We start from the raw sequence: 17,782 nt of genomic DNA, 5'->3' as shown, positions 1-17,782 counted from the left end.
CTCTCCGGCCCCGGTCGCGTGTCGCGACCCCGTCGGGGACGCGCGGCCGGTCATGACCTCCGGCGACCGGCCGTCACCGGTGGCGGCGGCGGAGACGTCAGCGTCGGCGTTTCCCGCCGCGGCCGTTGGCACGGCCCCGTGAGCCGGGCGCCGGGCTGGGCACGAGCCGCAGCCGGGCGCTCCTGGCCAGCATCGGTTCGTACACCAGCACGCGCAACTCCTCCAGCGCCTCCCGCGCGGGATGCCCGGAATCCAGCACCTCCGCGACGAACTCCGGCGCGTCCCTGCCCGCCGACTCGCGGAGCTGCTCCACGATGGCCTCGGGACCGCCCAGCTCCAGCAGGATGATCATCCCCTCGGCGAGGAGCAGCGAGTGCTCGCGGGCGGTGAGATCCTCGGGGCCCAGCTCTCCCTCCTCCAGGAGGGCGGTGAGGACGAGGGATCCCAGCGCCGGGTCGTGCCGGAGACTCGCCCGCATCGACCGGCCGTCGGGGAGCGACTCGGTCAGGGCGGAGAGCATGGCGGAGGCGCGGGTGCGGAAGGGACAGGCGCGGATGGCGTCCAGGAGCGGCTCGATGTCACCTCCGTGCGCCGCGAGCCAGCCTTCGAGCTCGGCGGCCGCCGTCTCCTGGGTGTAGTGCTGGGCGATCACTCCCAGCAGCTCGCCCGCCTCGGCGTCCGCCAGCTCCCCGATCAGCGGGGCGTCCCGCCCGTCGGCGAGCAGCCGCTCGCGGACGGCTCGGGTGCCCAGGGGCGTTAGCGATACCAGCGGGCCGGGCTCCGCGAGGCGCGTCAGGAGCCGGGCGCACGCCTCGGGCGGCAACGGCAGGTCGTCCTGGGTGAGCTCGCCGATCCCCTCGACGAAGCCGGGACGCAGGTCGCTGGAGTACAGCTCGTCGGGCACGCCGTGGCTCGTCTCGACGGCACCGAGGCGGGAGAGGACGTCGAACACCACCAGGAGATCCTCGTCGACCCGTCGGCGCCAGACGTCCTGGCGGGAGCCGTTCTCCGCGAAGTCGAGCAGGAAGTATTCCTGGCAGGCGAGCCACACGGTCTCCTGCAGCCGGGCGACGGGGATCGGGGCCGGCAGGCTGTACATCGTGTTCAGCACGTCGGGCAGCAGCTCGTCGAACGCCGTGACGAGCATCGAGAAGCCGACCCTCCCGGAGGCGGGCGCGCAGATCGCGGCGCCCAGCTCGAAGACCGCCTCGAACGCGCGCCGCCACAGCGCCTCCGGGTCGCGCAGCAGCGGGGCGGCCTTGGCCACCGGGACCAGGCGTCCCTTGAGCACCCGCACCAGGCCCGCCTTCTTCGCCCAGGCCAGCAGGAGGTCCAACCGGGGCGTCTCCGTGGAGCCGCGCGCCCACTGATCCCGTTCCCCGGTGCCGGGCAGGTGCGCCGGATCCCCCTCCCCGGTGTCCGTCGGCCGCGCCGGATCCCGTTCCCCGGTGCCCGGCAGCGCCTCCGGATTGCGCTTCTGCGCGTTCGGCGGCTCCGTCGCTTCGCGGGTGCCGGACGTGCGTGCCCGCTGATCCGGCTCCCCGATGTCCAGCAGCTCCGCCAGCTCGCGGGCGTCGGCCGCCCGCAGGTCTCCGGCCTTGGTGAGAGGACGCCCGTCCTTCCCCACCCAGCCGGTCAGGGCGGTCAGCTGCCGTACGATCTCGCTCCTCGCGGCGTCGGCGGCGAGCTCGGCGGCGGTGGGGAGGGCGATGGGGCACTGGGAGAAGGCCCGGTCGTCGTCGGGTCCCGCGCCGCCGAACTCGGCCTGGAGAAGCGCTTCGACCACGTCGGCGTCGAACTGTATCCGGCCGCTGCTGACGTCGTGCTGGAAGCGGGCCATGTCCTCTTCGTCGTCGAGGACGAAGCCGTTGTCGAGGGCGGTCTGCGCCCAGAGTCTCCCGATACCCTGCCGGGCCGGGTCGGCGAGCGCCGCGGGAAACTCCGCCTCCGCCTCGGCCACGGCCGCCTCCAGCTCGGCGAGGGAGGCGCCCCGGGGGTCGCGCAGGCCGGACGCGGTGAGGTAGCGCAGGAGCGTGAGCAGGTTCTCCGGCGCGGAGGCGAGGGTCTCGCGCTCGGCCGCGAGGTGCCGGGGGATCCATTCCAGGAGGAAACGCCGCACCTGTCGCGTGTCCCAGTAGGCGAGCCGCCCGTCACGGCTGCGGTGGCGCGCGTCCAGGACCGCGGCGAGCATCGCCTCGTCGGCCCGCGTGCCGCGCTCGTCCGCCCAGGCGAGACAGCGACGGACCAGCAGGTCCTTCGCCGACTCGAACTCCTCGGCCTCCTCCGGATCGAAATGCGTCCGCACCGTGAACCCCCTACTCCCGTTGCCGTCGGCCTCCCGGTCGTGAAAGGACCGGGCTCGCGGCTTCGCGCCGTCGATCGTGCCATTATCGCCGACAGATCGTGATCTCGATGGTACGGAGAGTAAAGGTGCGGGTCGGTGGGCGTGCGCGGCGTCGTGGAAACGCAGGAGCCGTGTCGTGCCGGGGCGTGGCACAGTTGGCCCCATGCGTGTGGGCATCCTGGGTCCGCTGGAGGTGACGGCGGCCGGTGAGAGCGTCGAGATCGGGGGTGTCCGGCTCCGCGTGCTGCTGATCCGGCTGGCACTGGGAGCGGGGCGGGTCGTCACCGCCGACGAGCTGTCGGACGCGCTCTGGCCCCAGGAGCAGCCCGCCGACCGCGCGAACGCGGTACGGTCGCTCGTCGCCAGGCTGCGCCGCAGCCTGCCGGACGCCTCGGTGCTGCTGTCGGATCGCGGCGGTTACCGGCTCGACCTGCCGCCCGAGGCCGTCGACGCGCACCGGTTCGAGCGGCTGGCGCGGGCGGGGAGGCGCGCGCTGAACGGCGGGGACGCGCAGGCCGCCGGATCCCTGCTCGGTGAGGCGCTCGGGCTCTGGCGAGGTCCCGCGCTGGCGGACGCGGCCGGAGCCTCCTTCGCCACGGCGTACGCGGCCGGTCTGGAGGAGGCGCGGCTGGCCGCGATCGAGGACCGGGCGGAGGCGGACCTGGCGGCCGGGCGGCACGCTCACCTGGTGGCCGAACTCTCCGAGGCGGCGACCCGTCATCCGCTGAGAGAGCGGCTGCAGGGACTGCTGCTGCGGGCGCTGCACGCCCAGGGGCGTCAGGCCGAGGCGCTGGCCGGTTACGAGAGGATCAGGCTCCGTCTGGCGGAGGAGCTGGGGGCCGACCCGGGGCCCGAGCTGCGGGAGATTCACCTCGCGCTGCTCCAGGAGGGCGAGGCGGAGCCCGCCCGCCGGCAGAAGGGCAACCTGCGGACCGCGCTGACCAGCTTCGTCGGGCGTACGGCCGAGGTGCGGCGGGTCGGCGCGTCGCTGGCGGAGGGGCGGCTGGTCACGCTGGTCGGTCCCGGCGGGGCGGGCAAGACCCGGCTCGCGACCACCGTCGCCGGAGGGCTCGCCGAGCGGTGGCCCGGTGGTGCCTGGCTGGTGGAACTCGCGGCGGTGACCGACACGGCCGACGTGCCCCAGGCGGTGTTCGGCGCGCTCGGCACCCGGGTGCTCGATCCCCAGGGGGTGCCCAGGGACACGACGAGCCGCCTGGTCGAGGCGCTCTCGCGCGCCGAGACCCTGATCGTGCTGGACAACTGCGAGCACCTGGTCGAGGCCGTGGCCCACCTGGCGGAAGACCTGCTGGGGCGCTGCCCCGGGCTACGGGTCCTCGCCACCAGCAGGGAACCCCTCGGGATACTCGGCGAGGTGCTGTGCCCGGTCACCCCGCTCGGGCTGCCCGAGCCGGACGCCTCGGTGCGGCAGGCGGTGACCAGCCCGGCGGTGCGGCTGCTCGCCGAGCGGGCCGCCGCCGTACGGCCCGGCTTCGCGGTCACCGAGGAGAACGTCGCGGCCGTGGTGGAGATCTGCCGGCGGCTGGACGGGTTGCCTCTCGCGATCGAGCTGGCCGCGGCGCGGATGCGTTCCCTGACCGCGCCGCAGGTGGCCGAGCGTCTCGGCGACAGGTTCCGGCTGCTGACCGGTGGCAGCCGTACCGCGCTGCCCCGCCATCGGACGTTGCGCGCGGTCGTCGACTGGAGCTGGGACCTGCTCGGTGACGAACGCCGGTTCGCCGAGCGGCTCGCGGTGTTTCCCGGCGGGATCTCGGTGGAGGCGGCCGAGCGGGTGTGCGCGGAGCCGGGTACGGCCCTGGACCTGCTCGGCGTGCTGGTGGACAGGTCGCTGCTGCAGGTGGTCGAGGCGCCGCAGCCGCGCTACCGCATGCTGGAGACGATCCGGGAGTACGGGCTGGAGCGGCTCGCGGAGAACGGGGAGGTCGCCCGGGTGCGGGCCGCGCACGCGGCGTACTTCCTGGACCTCGCCGAGACGGCCGAGCCCTTTCTGCGCGAGGAGCGGCAGCTGGTCTGGCTCGCCGTGCTGGAGACCGAGCACGACAACCTGCTCGCCGCCCTGCACTTCGCCGCCGACGCGGGCGACGCGGACACGGCGGTACGGCTGGCCGCCGCGCTGAGCACCTTCTGGATGATGCGCGAGAACCACGCGGAGGCCGTGGTCCGGCTCCGTCTCGCCCTCGACGTTCCCGGTGAGGTCTCCTCGGAGCGCCGGTCGGTCGCGACCGCCTTCCACCTGATCAACAGGATGCTCGCCGGTGAGCACGAGGGCGTGGAGGACGTCGTCGAGCGGTTCGGGGCGCTGGCCGAGGTCGTTGCTCCCGACACCGGGGATCCGTTCCTCGCCCTGATCGAACCCATCTTCGCGATCTTCACCGACGACGTCGTCCGGGGCGTGGCCGCGATCGAGCGACGGATGTCGCACCCCCACCCGTGGACCCGCGCGATGCTCTTCATGATCAGGTCGGCGCTCCTGGAGAACGAGGGGGATCAGGTGGGAAGGCGCCGCGACCTGCTCGCCGCCGCCGCCGGGTTCCGCGACCTGGGGGACCGCTGGGGGCTCGCCCAGGTGCTGAGCTCGCTGGCGGAGGCACACCTGGTCTTCGGTGACTTCGACGAGGCCGTCGAGACGATGGAGGAGGCGATCCGGTTGCTGGGGGAGCTCAACCCCGACGACCACGCCGTGCACCAGCGGATCACGCTCGCCGACGCGCGGGCGCAGCAGGGCGACGTGGACCGGGCGCGTGCCGAACTTCTGGCGATGACGCGGCCAGGGGAGCGGCGGTGGTCACAGCGGAACATCGCGTTCGCCCATCTCGCGCTGGGTGACCTCGACCGTCGTGCGGGCGACCTGGTCGGGGCGGAGCGGCACTACGAGGCGGCGGTGACCGGCATCGAGGGCATCGGGTTCGTCGCCCCGCAGTTCCACGCGTTGGTCCTGCGGGCGATGGCGCATCTGGCGGTGGACCGCGGTGACCTCGTGGCCGCGGAACGGTGGGTCACCGAGGCGACCGACTGGGCGGTCGAGGGGAAGGACATGCCGGTCCTGGCCCACGTCGGCGTCGCCGCGGCGGCCCTGCGCGCCCGCGAGGGCGACCTGGCGGGGGCCGCGGAGACCCTCGGCGTCGCCGAGCGGCTCCGCGGCGCCCCCGACCGGTTCAACCTGGAGATCGCCGGGCTGGTCCGGCGGCTCAGGGACGAGCTGGGCGACGCCGCCTACGACGCCGCCCACGCGCGGGGCATGGCGCTCGACCGGACCGCCGCGCTCGATCAGGTACGGCGGCGGTAGGCGCGGACCGCGAGCGGCGCGAACACCGCGAGGAAGAGCACCGAGGACAGCAGCGTCCACATCACCGGGCCCGTCGCCGGCCCGCCCAGCATCAGGGCGCGCGAGGCGTCCATCGCGTGCGCGACCGGGTTGATCTCCACCCAGGTCTGCAGCCAGCCGGGCAGGGTCTCCTTCGGTGTGATCATGCTGGTGCCGAAGGTGAGCGGGAACAGCACCAGGAAGGCCGTCCCCTGCACCCCGCCCGGGCTGCGCATGAGCATCCCGATCAGGACGAACGCCCAGCTCAGGCTGAACGCGAAGAAGACGGTGAGCAGGCACGCGGCGAGCGCGGAGAGCGGGTCGGTCTGGATACGGAACCCCAGCAGGAGGCCGCAGGCGAGCAGGGAGACGACGGCCACCAGATAGCGCGCCAGGTCGCCGAGCACCGAGCCGATCAGCGGTGCGGACCGGCCGATCGGCAGGCTGCGGAACCGGTCGAAGACCCCCTTGTCGATGTCGGTGTTGAGGTTCACCCCGGTGGCCATCCCGGCGAACATCACCGTCTGCACCAGGATGGCGGGAAGCAGGAACTGCAGGTAGTCCTGGGTGGAGCCGGCCACCGCCCCGCCGAGCAGATAGACGTAGATCAGCACGAAGACGATCGGCTGCAGCGTCACGTCGAGCAGTTGCTCGGGGGTGCGCAGCGTCTTGGTCAGGCTCCTCCTGCCGAGCGCGAGGCTGTGCCGTACCAGCCCGAAGGGCCGCTTCCTGAGTGGCGCCGGCGCCTGCGCGCGTTCCACGGTGAGGGTCATGCCGCGTTCTCCTCTTCCTCGGCGTGACGTCCGGTGAGCGTGAAGAAGACCTCGTCCAGGCTGGGCAGCCGGAGGCTGAGCTCGGTGACCGAGATCCGCTCCTGGTCGAGCCGCCGTACGACCTCGGTGAACGCGGTGTCGCTCTCGACCGGAACGGTGATCACGCCTCGGCCCGGTGATTCCGGGGTGCGGCCGACCACAGCGCCGACGAGCGCGGCGGCGTCCGCCAGCCGGGCCGGGTCCGCGGGCCGGACGAGGATCGTCTGCCCGCCCACGACGTGCTTGAGTTCGGCCGGGGTGCCGTTCGCGATGACCCGTCCGTGGTCGATGACCGAGATGTTGTCGGCGAGGGCGTCGGCCTCCTCCAGATACTGCGTGGTGAGCAGCACGGTGACCCCGTCGGCGGCCAGCGAGCGGATGACGCTCCACATGTCGTCACGTTTGGCCGGATCCAGACCGGTCGTCGGCTCGTCCAGATAGACGACGGAGGGGCGGCCGACGAGACCGGCGGCGAGGTCGAGGCGGCGACGCATGCCGCCCGAGTACGTCTTGGCCGCCCGCCCCGCCGCCTCGGCGAGCCCGAACTCCTTCAGCAGTTCCGCGGCCCTCGCCTTGGCCTCCCCGCGGCGCAGGTCGAGCAGTTCCCCGATGAGCACGAGGTTCTCCGTGCCGGTGAGGTCGTCGTCGACCGACGCGTACTGCCCGGTCAGGCCGATCAGGCGGCGCACCCGGGCGGCGTGCCGTACGACGTCGAGCCCGCCGACCGTGGCGTGTCCCTCGTCGGGTCTGAGCAGGGTGGCCAGCACGCGCACGGCGGTGGTCTTTCCCGCGCCGTTCGGCCCGAGTACGCCGAGGACCGTGCCCTGCGGGGCGGCCAGGTCGACTCCGGCGAGCGCGGTCGTCTTTCCGAAGCGTTTGACGAGTCCTCGCGTCTCGAAGGCGAGGGTCATGAGGTTCTTCCCGGTGGTGTCTTCACCCCACGCACACTGGAGGAGCCGCGTGTCGGCGACGGCACAGATCCGTGTCGGCGAGCCGGTCGGCATGACACGCGGGAGGCGCGTTCCTCGGACGGACCCGCGTCGGGGGCCGGTTTTCCGAGGTCGTCACCGGGTAACGCGTGGACATGCGCATCGGAAACACGGAGGTCAGGATCCTGGGCGGCTGGGCCGGCTGCCTGACCATGATCCTCGTCTCCGTGCTGCTCTCGATTCTCCTCACGGTCGTGCTGAACCTGTTTCTCCGCTGACCCGCCCGGCGTCCGTGGTGGACGTCGCGCCGGGTGATCCGCCGACCGGAGTCGGCGGGACCGTTCGCATCGGTGCCCGCCTCGTGTGACACCTTTCATTCCTTTATCCCCGTGTTCTATAGTCTTTTAGAATATTTCCTCATAGGACGGGGAGTGCGATGTCGTATCCGGAGGCTCGTTACCTGGACGAGGCGGGCGAGAGCAGCGGGGTGTTCAGGCCGGCGAGCGCGGGGCCGGATCTGGTGATCGGTGGCACGACGGTGCGCTATCTGGGCACCGGCGCCTCGACGAACGGGCAGTTCGGCCTGTACCGCTGGGACATGGGGCCAAAACCCTCCGGTCCGGCGCCCCACTTCCACCGGACGATCTCCGAGTCCTTCTTCGTGCTCTCGGGGACGGTACGGCTGTTCGACGGGAAGTCCTGGACCGACGCGACGGCGGGAGACTTCCTGTACGTCCCCGAGGGCGGGGTGCACAGCTTCCGCAACGAGTCCGGCGAACCGGCCTCGATGCTCCTGCTCTTCGCCCCGGGCGCGCCGCGCGAGGCGTACTTCGAGGAACTCGCCGAGATCGCGAGCAGCGGGCGCCGGCTCACCGACGAGGAGTGGACGGACGTCTACCTGCGCCACGACCAGTACATGGTCTGACGGCCATGACGGAGTTTCGCGAGGAGCCGATCTACCGGCAGCTGGCGCGGATCGGCAGGACGCTGGCCAGTCCCGTCCGGCTCAGGCTGCTCGACGTGCTCGACCAGCGGGAGCGCACCGTCGAGCAGCTGTCGGAGGCGGCCGACATCCCGCTGAAGAACACCTCGGCCCAGCTGCAGCAGCTGCGCGCCGCCCACCTGGTGACGAGCCGCAGGGACGGTACGCGGATCTACTACCGGCTCGCCGACGAGCGGGTCTCCCGGTTTCTGGGCGAGCTGCAGGACTTCGCCGCCGAAAGACTCGCCGACCTGCGTGAGGCGGTCTCCGAACACCTCGGCGAGGTCGCCGTCCTGGAGGCGGTGACCGCCGAGGAACTCGCCGGACGTCTCACCGACCCCGACATCGTGATCGTCGACGTCCGTTCGGCCGCCGACCACGCCCTCGGCCATGTGCCGGGGGCGGTCTCGGTTCCGCTGGCCGAGCTGCGGGACCGTCTCGACGAGCTGCCCGGGGACGTCGAGATCGTGGCCTACTGCGGCGGCCCCTACTGCGTGGTCTCCCCGGAGGCGGTGCGGCTGCTGCGCGACCACGGCTTCCGGGCACGCCCGCTGGACGGCGGACTCGCCCGCTGGCGTCGTACGGGCAACCGGCTGCAGACCGGTTCCACCCTCTCGGGCCCGTGACGGATCCGGGGAACCGCGGGGGCGGCGATCCGAGGTCCTCACGGCGCGGAGACAGCGGTCGACAGGGGGAGCACGGCCTTCACGAGTGCGCCGCCGCCCGGTGCGGGGCCCATCACGCAGGTTCCGCCGAGTTCGCGGGCGCGCTCACGCATCGAGGCGAGACCGATCCCCGGACGGGGAGCCGGGGGCGGCCCGCTCCCGTCGTCGCGGACCCGGACCGTGAGGAAGGAGTCGTCACGCCGGAGCGAGATCGTCGCCGAGCGGGCCCCGGCGTGCCGGCGGACGTTGGTGAGCGCCTCCTGCGCGATGCGGTACGCGGCCACCTCGACGGCCGAGGGCAGGCCGGACAGGTCGCCCTCGGTCTCGACGATCACCGAGGGTCCGTTGTCCGCCAGTGCCCGCACGGCTCCGGCCAGGCCGAGCGCGTCCAGGGCGGGCGGGTACAGGCCGTGTACCAGCTCTCTGATCTCCTGGCCGACCGCGTCCATGCCGTCGCGCAGTTCCGCCAGCAGGCGGTCGGTCGAGGCGGGGGCGGTGTGCAGGCTGATCCTGGCCATGTTGACGACCATCGCCATCTCGGTCAGCGCGTGGCCGAGCCCGTCGTGCAGATCCCGGCACAGTCGGCGGCGCTCCTCTTCACGGACACGGGCCAGCACGGTCGTCGGCGTGCCCTCCTGATCGGTGACGGCGGTCACGGCAGCTGCCAGATGCCGGAGAGCGCCGCGGTCAGGAGCAGCGTCGCGCCGATCCCGAGCCAGAACCCACGCCGGGCCGAGTCGCGCAGCATCGCCAGCGCCGCCGCTCCCAGGCTCAGCGCCAGCAGGTAGACCGCGTGCCAGAGCGCCGACCCCTCGGCCTTCTGGAACGTCCACATGGGGGAGGTCCACAGCACGAACTCCACGAGGAAGCCGAGGAAACGCTCGGAGCCCTGATAGACGATGTAGTTGAAACCGACCAGTACGGACATGACCGCGAACGGCACGCCCTGGCGGGGTGCCCAGCGGGCGGTCGCGGTCCCCAGGAGCGTGGCTCCGAGCACGCACAGCGGCGCGGCGGCCATCTCCCACACCGTGGGAGCATGTCCCAGGTCCACCTGGAACATCAGGCAGAGGCGCAGCAGCACCGCCTGGAACAGGCAGGCCAGCACGAACGGTCCGAGGGCGGCCAGGCAGGCGGCGGCCGTACGGTGCGCGCGGTCGACCGGGGCGGTGGACAGCAACTCGTCCGTGCCCGCCCGGTGTGCCGCGGTACCGGTGAGGTTCGCGGCGAAGAACGCAGGTACGCCCCATATCATCACCATCTGAGCGGTGATCATCCTGAAGGAGTCCTGCGGCCACTCCCAGGTGTGGCCGAGCAGCCCCGCCGTCATCAGCGCGGGCCCGAGCAGGGTGAGCGGGTGGCGGAGCAGCCGCCGGAGCTCGGCGTAGGCCAGCGCGGGCACCGCGTGACGCGTGGTGGCGGGCCACCGGCCGGCGAGCGACGACGAGCCTGTCATGACAGTCCTTTCCGCGGCCGGACGGCCGGTCCGCGTGTCCGTACCCGGGGCGGCGCGCCTGCCCGGGCTGGTGTCCGTGCCGTCGTCCGTCCCCGGCCCGCGGGCCGGGGACGGGGATCGTGGTCGCAGGTCATGCCGTCGCCGCCGTCGCCTTGTCGCCGAGCAGCAGCAGGTAGCCGTCCTCCACGGTCGGTTCGGCCGGCCGGGCCCCCTCGGGAGCGGGCCCGATGTTGCGGAACAGTCCTTCACCGGTACGCCAGGAGAGCACCCCCGACTTCTCCGTGGACAGCCAGACCCTGCCCTCGGCCAGGGTCCGGAGCTGCTCGGGTGTGCCCTCGAACGCGCACCGTCCCGCCTTGAGCACGACCACCCGGTTGCACAGGGCGGAAACGTCCTCGGTCTGGTGGGTGGAGAGCACGACGGTGCGGTCCTGTCCGATGTGCGAGATCAGCTCGCGGAACCGGAGCCGCTGTTCGGCGTCCAGACCGACGGTCGGCTCGTCCAGCAGGATCAGCTCGGGGTCGCCGAGCAGCGCCTGCGCGATGCCCAGCCGCCGCCGCATCCCGCCCGACAGCGTCCGGATCCGCTTACCGCTCACGGAGGTCAGCCCGACCTCCTCGATCACCCGGCGCACCTCGTCGTGCCGTGCCCGCCGCTCCACCATCTCCTTCAGGATCGCCACGTAGTCGACGAACTCGAAGACGGTGAACCCTCGCTGGTATCCCGGCTCCTGCGGCAGGTACCCCAGCCGCCGCCGGATCTCCAGCAGGTCCCCGGCCGGGTTCCGGCCGAGCAGTCTCAGCTCGCCCCCGTCCGGTGCGAGCACCGTCGCCAGCATCCTGACGAGCGTGGTCTTGCCCGCGCCGTTCGGCCCGAGCAGGCCGGTCACTCCCTTGCCCACGGTGAAGGTGAGCCCGTCCAGGACCCGGTCGCGGCCGTAGGCCTTCACCAGGCCGACTGCCTCGATCATGAGAACTCCCTGCGGCGAAAGAAGAGAAGCGCGACGGACACGAAGGTGACGACCAGGTAGCCCACCTGGCCGACGCCGCCGAACATCGCCAGGCTCGGCTCGCGAAGGTTGACGGAGACGGCCACGACCAGCCAGGTCGCCGCCACGGCGGCCCCGCAGTGGCGCGGATCGAACCGGCTGGACAGGGCGAGGGTCAGCGAGGTGAGGGCGAGTGAGGGCAGCAGCCACGCGGCCGCGGTCCAGTCGTGGTCCAGCAGGCCGAGGCCCGTCACCAACGCCAGCGCCGACGAGGACGTCAGCACCGCGGCGGCGCGGATCAGCATCAGCCGGAACATCGAGTACGGAGCCGCCAGGCCGATCTCGTGGGCCGGATCACCGTCCCTGCCGAAGGCCACGGCGACCCCGGCGACCGGCAGGATCGGGGCCAGCGTGAGATAGACGAGCAGCCCCTGCCGCGTCATCTCTCCCGAGGCCAACGCGGCGAACAGGAGCGCCACGGCGCTGGCCGCGATCCACGGCAGGCGTAGCGAGTGGGCGGCGCCCAGCAGGCGGGCCGTGTGCTCGTGGACACCGATCGCCCGCAGCAGCCGCTCGAACGGTCCCGGCACGGGCGCGTCCACCGCGTCGGCCACCTCCGCCCAGACCCGGTCCAGCCGAGGGCGCGGTACCTGGGGCGCGAGCAGGCTCCGGCATTGATCGCAGGCCAGCAGGTGGGCCTCGACCGAGGCGGCCAGGGTCGGGTTCAGCTCCCCGTCGGCGTACCTGACGGCCAGGCCGTCGTCCATGTGCCAGGTGCTCATACCAGTTCCTCCCTCAGCAGTGCCTTCGCGCGCATCATCCGGGTCTTGACGGTCCCGGCGGGGATACCGAGCAGCCGCCCGGCCTCACGGGTGGTCAGGCCGTCCAGGACCGTCGCCTGGACCACCGCGCGCAGCTCGGGGGAGAGCCGGCCCATCGCCTGGCCGAGCTCGCCGTACTCGATGCCGAGCAGCACCTGCTCCTCGGCCGAGACCATGACCTGCTCGTAGGCGGGCAGTGGCATCGCCGGACGACGGCGGAGCTGGTCCAGCAGGCGGCGGATGCCGATGCCCCAGATCCACGCGGCCACCTCTCCCTTGCCCTTCCAGGTGCGTGCCGTGCGCCAGACGGCCACGAAGGTGTCCTGGAGCGCCTCGTCCACCAGCGCCGGATCGGCGCACCGCCGGGTGAGCCGGATGACGAGCCAGGGTGCGTGCCGGGCGTAAAGGACCTCCAGGGCCCGGCGGTCCCCGTCGGCGACGGCCTCGAGCAGTCGAGCGTCCGTCCAGCTCTCGTGCTCACTCATGGGAGCCCCTTCAACGGTGTCATGCCTCTCTGTCGCATCCGGCCGCTCCGGCGGTTCACGGTTTCGTGGTGTCCGGTGCCGTACGGGTTCGCCGTGTCCGGGGATCCGGGGGCTGTCGTGTTCGGCGGCCCCGGCGGTTCACCGCATGGAACGAACCGAATGCGGTGTTACGCCCGACAAGTGAGGCATGAGAAGGAAAATACTATTTTCGCTGGTGGTGCTGTCCACGGTGTGCGCCACGGCGTCGTGCTCGCCGGGGGTGCCGCTCGACGGGCCCCCCGGCACCGGGAAAATCATCATCGACGCGGACATGGGCGAGCTGAACGACGACGCCCAGGCCATGTTCCTGCTGGCCGCCGCCGAAGGGGTGGAGGTGCTCGGGGTCACCACCGTGGGCGGCAACACCTGGCCGGAGGAGGGCACCGCGTACGCGCTGCGCCAGCTGGAGCTCATCGGCAGGGCCGACATCCCCGTGGTGACCGGCGAGAGCAATACGCCGGAGCCGAGGGACGACTACGACGGAGCCCTGGACCGGCCGCGACCGGCGTCCCACCGCGCGCTGGCCACTCCGCCGCACGGTGGCTACGCGACGACCCGGCCCGCGGCGGGCAGCGCCTCCGACTTCATCGCCGACCAGGTGCGGCGCCACCCCGGCGAGGTGACCGTCTTCGCGCTCGGCCCGGCCACCAACCTGGCACGCGCCGTACGGGAGCACCCCGACATGGTCCCCCTGGTCAGGGAGGTCGTCCATCTGGGAGCCGACACCGAGGGTGAGGAGTTCAACCGCTGGTTCGACCCCGAGGCGTCCCGGGTCGTGTTCGAGGCCCCGTTCCGGCGCGAACTGGTCGTCACACTGGAGGCGGCGCAGCGGCTCACCTTGGACAGGCGGACCTACGAGCGGGTGGTCGCGGGCGAGGAGACCCCGGTCAGGAGGCTCTTCAAGGAACTGCAGGGGCCGCTCTTCGCCGGTGACCCGGGACATCGGGCGTTCGTCTGGGACGCCGTGGCCGCGGCGGTCTTCCTCCGTCCCGAGATCGTCTCCGATTCGGACGGCCGCACCGTGCTGGAGGTGGACCCGGACCGGTTCTGGGACCTCTACGTCACGCGGATCGGCTCGGCCACCCCGTCGAGCTGAGGGGTTCGAGCCGCCGGGACGCCCGCCCCCTGACGTCCACCGGAAGGTTGGACGCGCCGTGGGCAGAGAGCGCGAGTGGAACTTTCACCTGACGGGGAACGTGCCGGAGCCAATCGGGCCTGGTGGCCCCATGGGGACCGTGGCGGCGGGCCGGGGGAGCTTGCGATGGGGAGGAACAGTTCTATGGTGCGAACTATGCGGGCGCTCCCCACCAATCCGCGACCGGAAGCGGTGTCAGCATGAGGCGTACGAGAGAACGTGGAGTGAGGCGGGTCATCGTGACGGTCCTGGCCGTCCTCGGCCTGGTCCTCGGGTCCGGAGCGGTCGCCGCTCCGGCGCGTGCCGACACGACGATCTGCGAGAAGGACGGCGCCACCGTCATCCAGAACGGGAAGTACTACGTCCAGAACAACAACTGGAGCGACGACACCGAGCAGTGCGTCAACGTCACGGACCTCGGTTTCTCGGTGACGGAGGCGAGCCACGACAGAGCGACCGACGGCGCGCCGGGCTCCTACCCGTCGATCTTCGCCGGTTGTCACCGCGGCCGGTGCACCTCCGGCAGCGGCCTGCCCATGCGGATCAGTGACAGCCGGTTCAACGGCATCCAGACCAGCGTCCACATGACCTATCCGAGCGGCGGCGTGTACAACGCGTCCTACGACATCTGGCTCGACCCGGCTCCCCGGACGGACGGCCAGAACACCGGTGCGGAGATCACGGTCTGGCTGAACCGGGTGGGGCCGATCCAGCCGATCGGCTCCCGAGTGGGTACGGTCAGCCTCGCCGGGGCGAGCTGGGAGGTCTGGTACGGCAACGTCGGCTGGAACGTGATCTCCTACGTCCGCTCCTCGGCGACCGCGTCGATCGGCTTCGCCGTCAGTACCTTCGTCGACGACGCGATCAGTCGCGGCCATGCCCAGCGGTCGTGGTATCTCACCAGCGTCCAGGCGGGCTTCGAGCCGTGGGTCGGCCAGACCGGCCTGGCGGTGAACAACTTCTCCTACGGCATCATCGCCGCCGGAAGCTGCTCGGCCACAGCCACCGTGTTGTACGGGGGGAACAACATATACACGGTCGATCCGGTCAGAGTGACCAACACCGGTCCCTCCACGATCCACGACTGGACCGTCACCGTCACGCTGCCGGCCGGGCACAGCCTCATCGGCTCCTGGGGTGCGACCGTGACCACCAAGGGGCAGACCGTCACCGCTCGCAACCTGAGCTACAACGGCTCCCTCGCGCCCGGGGCCAGTGCGAACTTCGGCTTCCAGGCCGTCCGCCCACCCGGCGTTTCCCAGTGGCCCTCGCCCTATGTCTGCACCACCCTTTCCTGACCTCGGCTCGGTTTCGCGCGCTGCCTCAAGGCGTGCTCGAACAGGTCGAGGAGGTTACCGGACCCGTCACCGGGCCATCCGGAGGATGTCCCGGGCCGGGAGGGCGTACGCCGCGACGAGGGCTAGCCGCGGTGCCTGCTCACCATTCCCGCCGCGAGGGGGGCGTTCGCGAAGTCACCGGCCGCCACGCGGGCGGCGACGGTGCGGCGGACGAGACGGTCGGCGAGGGAGGGGGCGTGCCTGCCGACCATCATCTCCACACGTCCCCGGACGGTGGTCGCCACGTCGCGCGGGGCGCGGCGGGCGGTGACGGCGCGGACGATCGCGTCGACCACGCCCTCGACGGGCTCCGGCCGGGACACCGCGTCCAGGGAGAGCCCGGCCTGGCGCGTACTGTCGTGGATCGGGCTGCGGACCATGCTCGGGTAGACGGTCGTCACGCCGACGTGCGTGCCGACCTCCAGCCGGAGCGCGTCGGCGTAGGCGGCGAGGGCGCGCTTGGAGACGCCGTACGCCGCCGCCAGCGGCAGGGGCAGGACCGCCATCCGTGAGGCGATGAAGACCACCTGCCCGCGCGCACGCACCAGGTGGGGCATGACCGCCGCCGTCACCCGCCAGGCACCGAGCAGGTTCAGCCGCAGCTGCGCCTCCACCTCGTCGCCCGGGGCGAGTTCGGCCGGTGCCGGCCCGCCCCGGCCGGCATTGTTGACCAGCAGGTCGATGCCGCCCAGCAGGGCCGCCGCCTCGGCCACCGCCGCGTCGACGGATTCGGAGGAAGTGATGTCGCAGGCGATGATCGGGATGTCGGAGTCGTCGGGGCGGGCGATGTCCAGGCCGACCACGTGCGCGCCCTGGGCGGTGAACCGCGCGCTCATCGCCCTGCCGAAGGTGCCGGCCGCGCCGGTGACCAGGATCCGGCGCCCGGCGAGCGCGCGGGAGGGGGAGGCGCGCAGCTCGCGCCGCATGACGCGGAGATACTGGTCGACGTCGATTCGCATGTGGGGCCTGCGCTGCCCCCAACGCTCTCGGGCGGCGTCGAGTTCGGCGGAGGCGATCCTGCGCGCGGTCTCGGGGTCGGGCAGCCGGTGGGTTCCGGCGCGTACGGCGGCGAGGAGGCGGCCCTGCGCCTCGACGACGGGCAGTGCCGAACCGGTCGACTGCATCAGCCCGACGTAGCTGATCGAGTCGTCGCCGATGGGGAAGACGTGGCGGTAGAGCAGCGTGCTCGCCGGGTCGGGCGCCGTGCCGGTGCCGGTGGTGGTGCCGGCGGCGGTGGCGGCGGTGGCGGAGGTGTCGAGGAACGGGGTCACGGCCCGGTAGCCGGTGCACCAGACGATGTGGTCGACCTCGTCCACCTGCCCGTCGGTGAAATGGACCCGCGAGCCGTCCAGGCGCGCGATGCCCTGGCGCGCGAGCACCCTTCCCTCCGCGACCAGGCGGGGAACGGAGTCGCTCAGGGTGGGGTGGTCCTGAAGCACACCCTGGCGGGGAGCGGGCAGACGCGGCCCGGCGGGTTTCCTGTCGGCGACCCTGAGCACCGCCTGGGAGACCACCTGCCGCACCCGCCAGGGCAGGAGGGCCGCGAGGGCGCCGTTGAGCTGGTCGGAGGGCCGGCCCAGCAGCCGCTTGGGCAGCACCCAGACGCCTCGTCTCGCCGACAGCAGCACGGCGGACGCGTGGTCGGTCAGTTCGGCGGCGATGTCCATCGCGGAGTTGCCGGTGCCCACGACGAGCACGCGCCTGCCCGCCAGCTCGGCGGGGGTGACGTAGTCGTGCGCGTGCGACTCGGTGCCGGTGAACGTCCCCGGGTAGGGCGGTTCGGGCAGCCGGGGCTCGTGGTTGTGGCCGTTCGCCACCACCAGGTGCTCCACCGTCTCGCGGTACGGCCCGCCGGGACCGGTCAGCTCCAGCTCCCAGCCGTTCTCGGTGCGCCGGGCCGATTCCAGCGTCGTGCCGAAACGGAAGCGCTCGCCGACCCCGAAACGGTCGGCGTACGAGCGCAGGTATTCGAGCATCTGGGCGCGGGTCGGATAGTCGGGCCACTCGGCGGGCATCGGGAAGTCGGAGAACTCGGTGCGCGGCCTGCTCGTGTTGAGGCGCAGGCCCTCGTAGGACGCGGTGTCGGCCTCCAGCCGCCACAGGCCGCCGAGGGAGTTGGCGCGTTCGATGCCGAGGACGGGCAGACCGGCCTCGATGAGGGCCTTCGCCGCCGCTATGCCCGCCGCGCCGCCGCCGACGACGGCCGTCGTCCCCCGGCCGGGCACGCCGTCGCGGCCGGGGGGCACCTCTTGACCGGGTACGTCGTCAAGGGCGGTCACTCCTCGGCCGGTGACGCCTTCGCGGTCGGCGGTCACCCTCACGTCGTGGGTGCCTTCGCGGGTGGTGGCTGTCCCAGGGGCCGTCTCAGGCGCCGTCCCAGGGGCCGCTCCGGCCTCGCCGCCGACGGTCGTCTCCGTGCCCGGCATGTCGTCGGCGGTCGCTTCCCCTGCGCTCATCCGTCGCCTCC

15 protein-coding genes are annotated in these 17,782 nt (G+C 72.4%); 6 read left to right on the top strand and 9 right to left on the bottom strand.

Annotated elements, in window-relative coordinates:
- Window positions 1-97: 97 nt before the first annotated feature.
- Window positions 98-2,305, bottom strand: a complete 2,208-nt coding sequence (locus AB0B96_RS26115) for a hypothetical protein (RefSeq protein ID WP_362902631.1) — start codon at window positions 2,303-2,305, stop codon at window positions 98-100.
- A 202-nt stretch (window positions 2,306-2,507) separates the two neighbouring features.
- Between AB0B96_RS26115 and AB0B96_RS26110 the strand changes: the two genes are divergently transcribed.
- Window positions 2,508-5,648, top strand: a complete 3,141-nt coding sequence (locus AB0B96_RS26110) for a BTAD domain-containing putative transcriptional regulator (RefSeq protein WP_362902629.1) — start codon at window positions 2,508-2,510, stop codon at window positions 5,646-5,648.
- On the opposite strand, the gene AB0B96_RS26105 is transcribed toward AB0B96_RS26110, so the two are convergent.
- Window positions 5,630-6,439 carry an ABC transporter permease gene (locus AB0B96_RS26105; protein WP_362902627.1) on the bottom strand — a complete coding sequence of 270 codons (810 nt, stop codon included), beginning with the start codon at window positions 6,437-6,439 and terminating at the stop codon, window positions 5,630-5,632. The two genes, AB0B96_RS26110 and AB0B96_RS26105, sit on opposite strands and share 19 nt — an antisense overlap.
- Window positions 6,436-7,389: an ATP-binding cassette domain-containing protein gene (locus AB0B96_RS26100; RefSeq protein WP_350944303.1), complete on the bottom strand. Its 954-nt coding sequence runs from the start codon at window positions 7,387-7,389 to the stop codon at window positions 6,436-6,438. Before AB0B96_RS26100 ends, AB0B96_RS26105 begins: the two co-directional genes overlap by 4 nt.
- A gap of 173 nt (window positions 7,390-7,562) precedes the next feature.
- Here AB0B96_RS26100 and AB0B96_RS26095 point away from each other — a divergent pair, with 173 nt between their 5' ends.
- From AB0B96_RS26095 to AB0B96_RS26085, 3 genes are all read left to right on the top strand, one after another.
- Window positions 7,563-7,685 carry a hypothetical protein gene (locus AB0B96_RS26095; protein ID WP_350944302.1) on the top strand — a complete coding sequence of 41 codons (123 nt, stop codon included), beginning with the start codon at window positions 7,563-7,565 and terminating at the stop codon, window positions 7,683-7,685.
- A 158-nt stretch (window positions 7,686-7,843) separates the two neighbouring features.
- Window positions 7,844-8,332, top strand: coding sequence for a cupin domain-containing protein (locus AB0B96_RS26090; RefSeq protein ID WP_350944300.1), 489 nt, complete (start codon window positions 7,844-7,846; stop codon window positions 8,330-8,332).
- A gap of 5 nt (window positions 8,333-8,337) precedes the next feature.
- Window positions 8,338-9,015, top strand: coding sequence for a metalloregulator ArsR/SmtB family transcription factor (locus AB0B96_RS26085; RefSeq protein WP_362902624.1), 678 nt, complete (start codon window positions 8,338-8,340; stop codon window positions 9,013-9,015).
- A 38-nt stretch (window positions 9,016-9,053) separates the two neighbouring features.
- On the opposite strand, the gene AB0B96_RS26080 is transcribed toward AB0B96_RS26085, so the two are convergent.
- From AB0B96_RS26080 to AB0B96_RS26060, 5 genes are all read right to left on the bottom strand, one after another.
- Complete coding sequence (locus AB0B96_RS26080; RefSeq protein WP_362902622.1) at window positions 9,054-9,710, bottom strand: sensor histidine kinase; 657 nt, start codon at window positions 9,708-9,710, stop codon at window positions 9,054-9,056.
- Window positions 9,707-10,510 carry a hypothetical protein gene (locus AB0B96_RS26075; protein ID WP_362902620.1) on the bottom strand — a complete coding sequence of 268 codons (804 nt, stop codon included), beginning with the start codon at window positions 10,508-10,510 and terminating at the stop codon, window positions 9,707-9,709. The genes AB0B96_RS26080 and AB0B96_RS26075 overlap by 4 nt, the downstream gene beginning before the upstream one ends.
- Before the next feature lie 130 nt (window positions 10,511-10,640).
- Window positions 10,641-11,480, bottom strand: coding sequence for an ABC transporter ATP-binding protein (locus tag AB0B96_RS26070; protein WP_350944293.1), 840 nt, complete (start codon window positions 11,478-11,480; stop codon window positions 10,641-10,643).
- Complete coding sequence (locus AB0B96_RS26065) at window positions 11,477-12,280, bottom strand: zf-HC2 domain-containing protein (RefSeq protein WP_362902618.1); 804 nt, start codon at window positions 12,278-12,280, stop codon at window positions 11,477-11,479. Before AB0B96_RS26065 ends, AB0B96_RS26070 begins: the two co-directional genes overlap by 4 nt.
- Window positions 12,277-12,804, bottom strand: a complete 528-nt coding sequence (locus AB0B96_RS26060) for an RNA polymerase sigma factor (RefSeq protein ID WP_362902616.1) — start codon at window positions 12,802-12,804, stop codon at window positions 12,277-12,279. The genes AB0B96_RS26065 and AB0B96_RS26060 overlap by 4 nt, the downstream gene beginning before the upstream one ends.
- A gap of 214 nt (window positions 12,805-13,018) precedes the next feature.
- On the opposite strand from AB0B96_RS26060, the gene AB0B96_RS26055 reads away from it, so the two are divergent.
- Together AB0B96_RS26055 and AB0B96_RS26050 are read left to right on the top strand one after the other, a co-directional pair.
- Entirely contained in the window at window positions 13,019-13,939 is a 921-nt protein-coding gene (locus AB0B96_RS26055; RefSeq protein ID WP_362902614.1) for a nucleoside hydrolase, read from the top strand.
- Between the two features lie 239 nt (window positions 13,940-14,178).
- Window positions 14,179-15,276: a cellulose binding domain-containing protein gene (locus AB0B96_RS26050; protein ID WP_362902612.1), complete on the top strand. Its 1,098-nt coding sequence runs from the start codon at window positions 14,179-14,181 to the stop codon at window positions 15,274-15,276.
- 122 nt (window positions 15,277-15,398) lie between these two features.
- Here AB0B96_RS26050 and AB0B96_RS26045 read toward each other — a convergent pair whose 3' ends face one another.
- The gene (locus AB0B96_RS26045) at window positions 15,399-17,771 is read right to left on the bottom strand and encodes an SDR family NAD(P)-dependent oxidoreductase (RefSeq protein WP_362902610.1); all 2,373 of its coding nucleotides are present in this window, start codon (window positions 17,769-17,771) and stop codon (window positions 15,399-15,401) included.
- Window positions 17,772-17,782: the final 11 nt, after the last annotated feature.

This window comes from Streptosporangium sp. NPDC049046 (assembly GCF_040649155.1).
Taxonomy (GTDB): domain Bacteria; phylum Actinomycetota; class Actinomycetes; order Streptosporangiales; family Streptosporangiaceae; genus Streptosporangium.
This window is presented reverse-complemented; position numbering and strand designations above follow the sequence as displayed.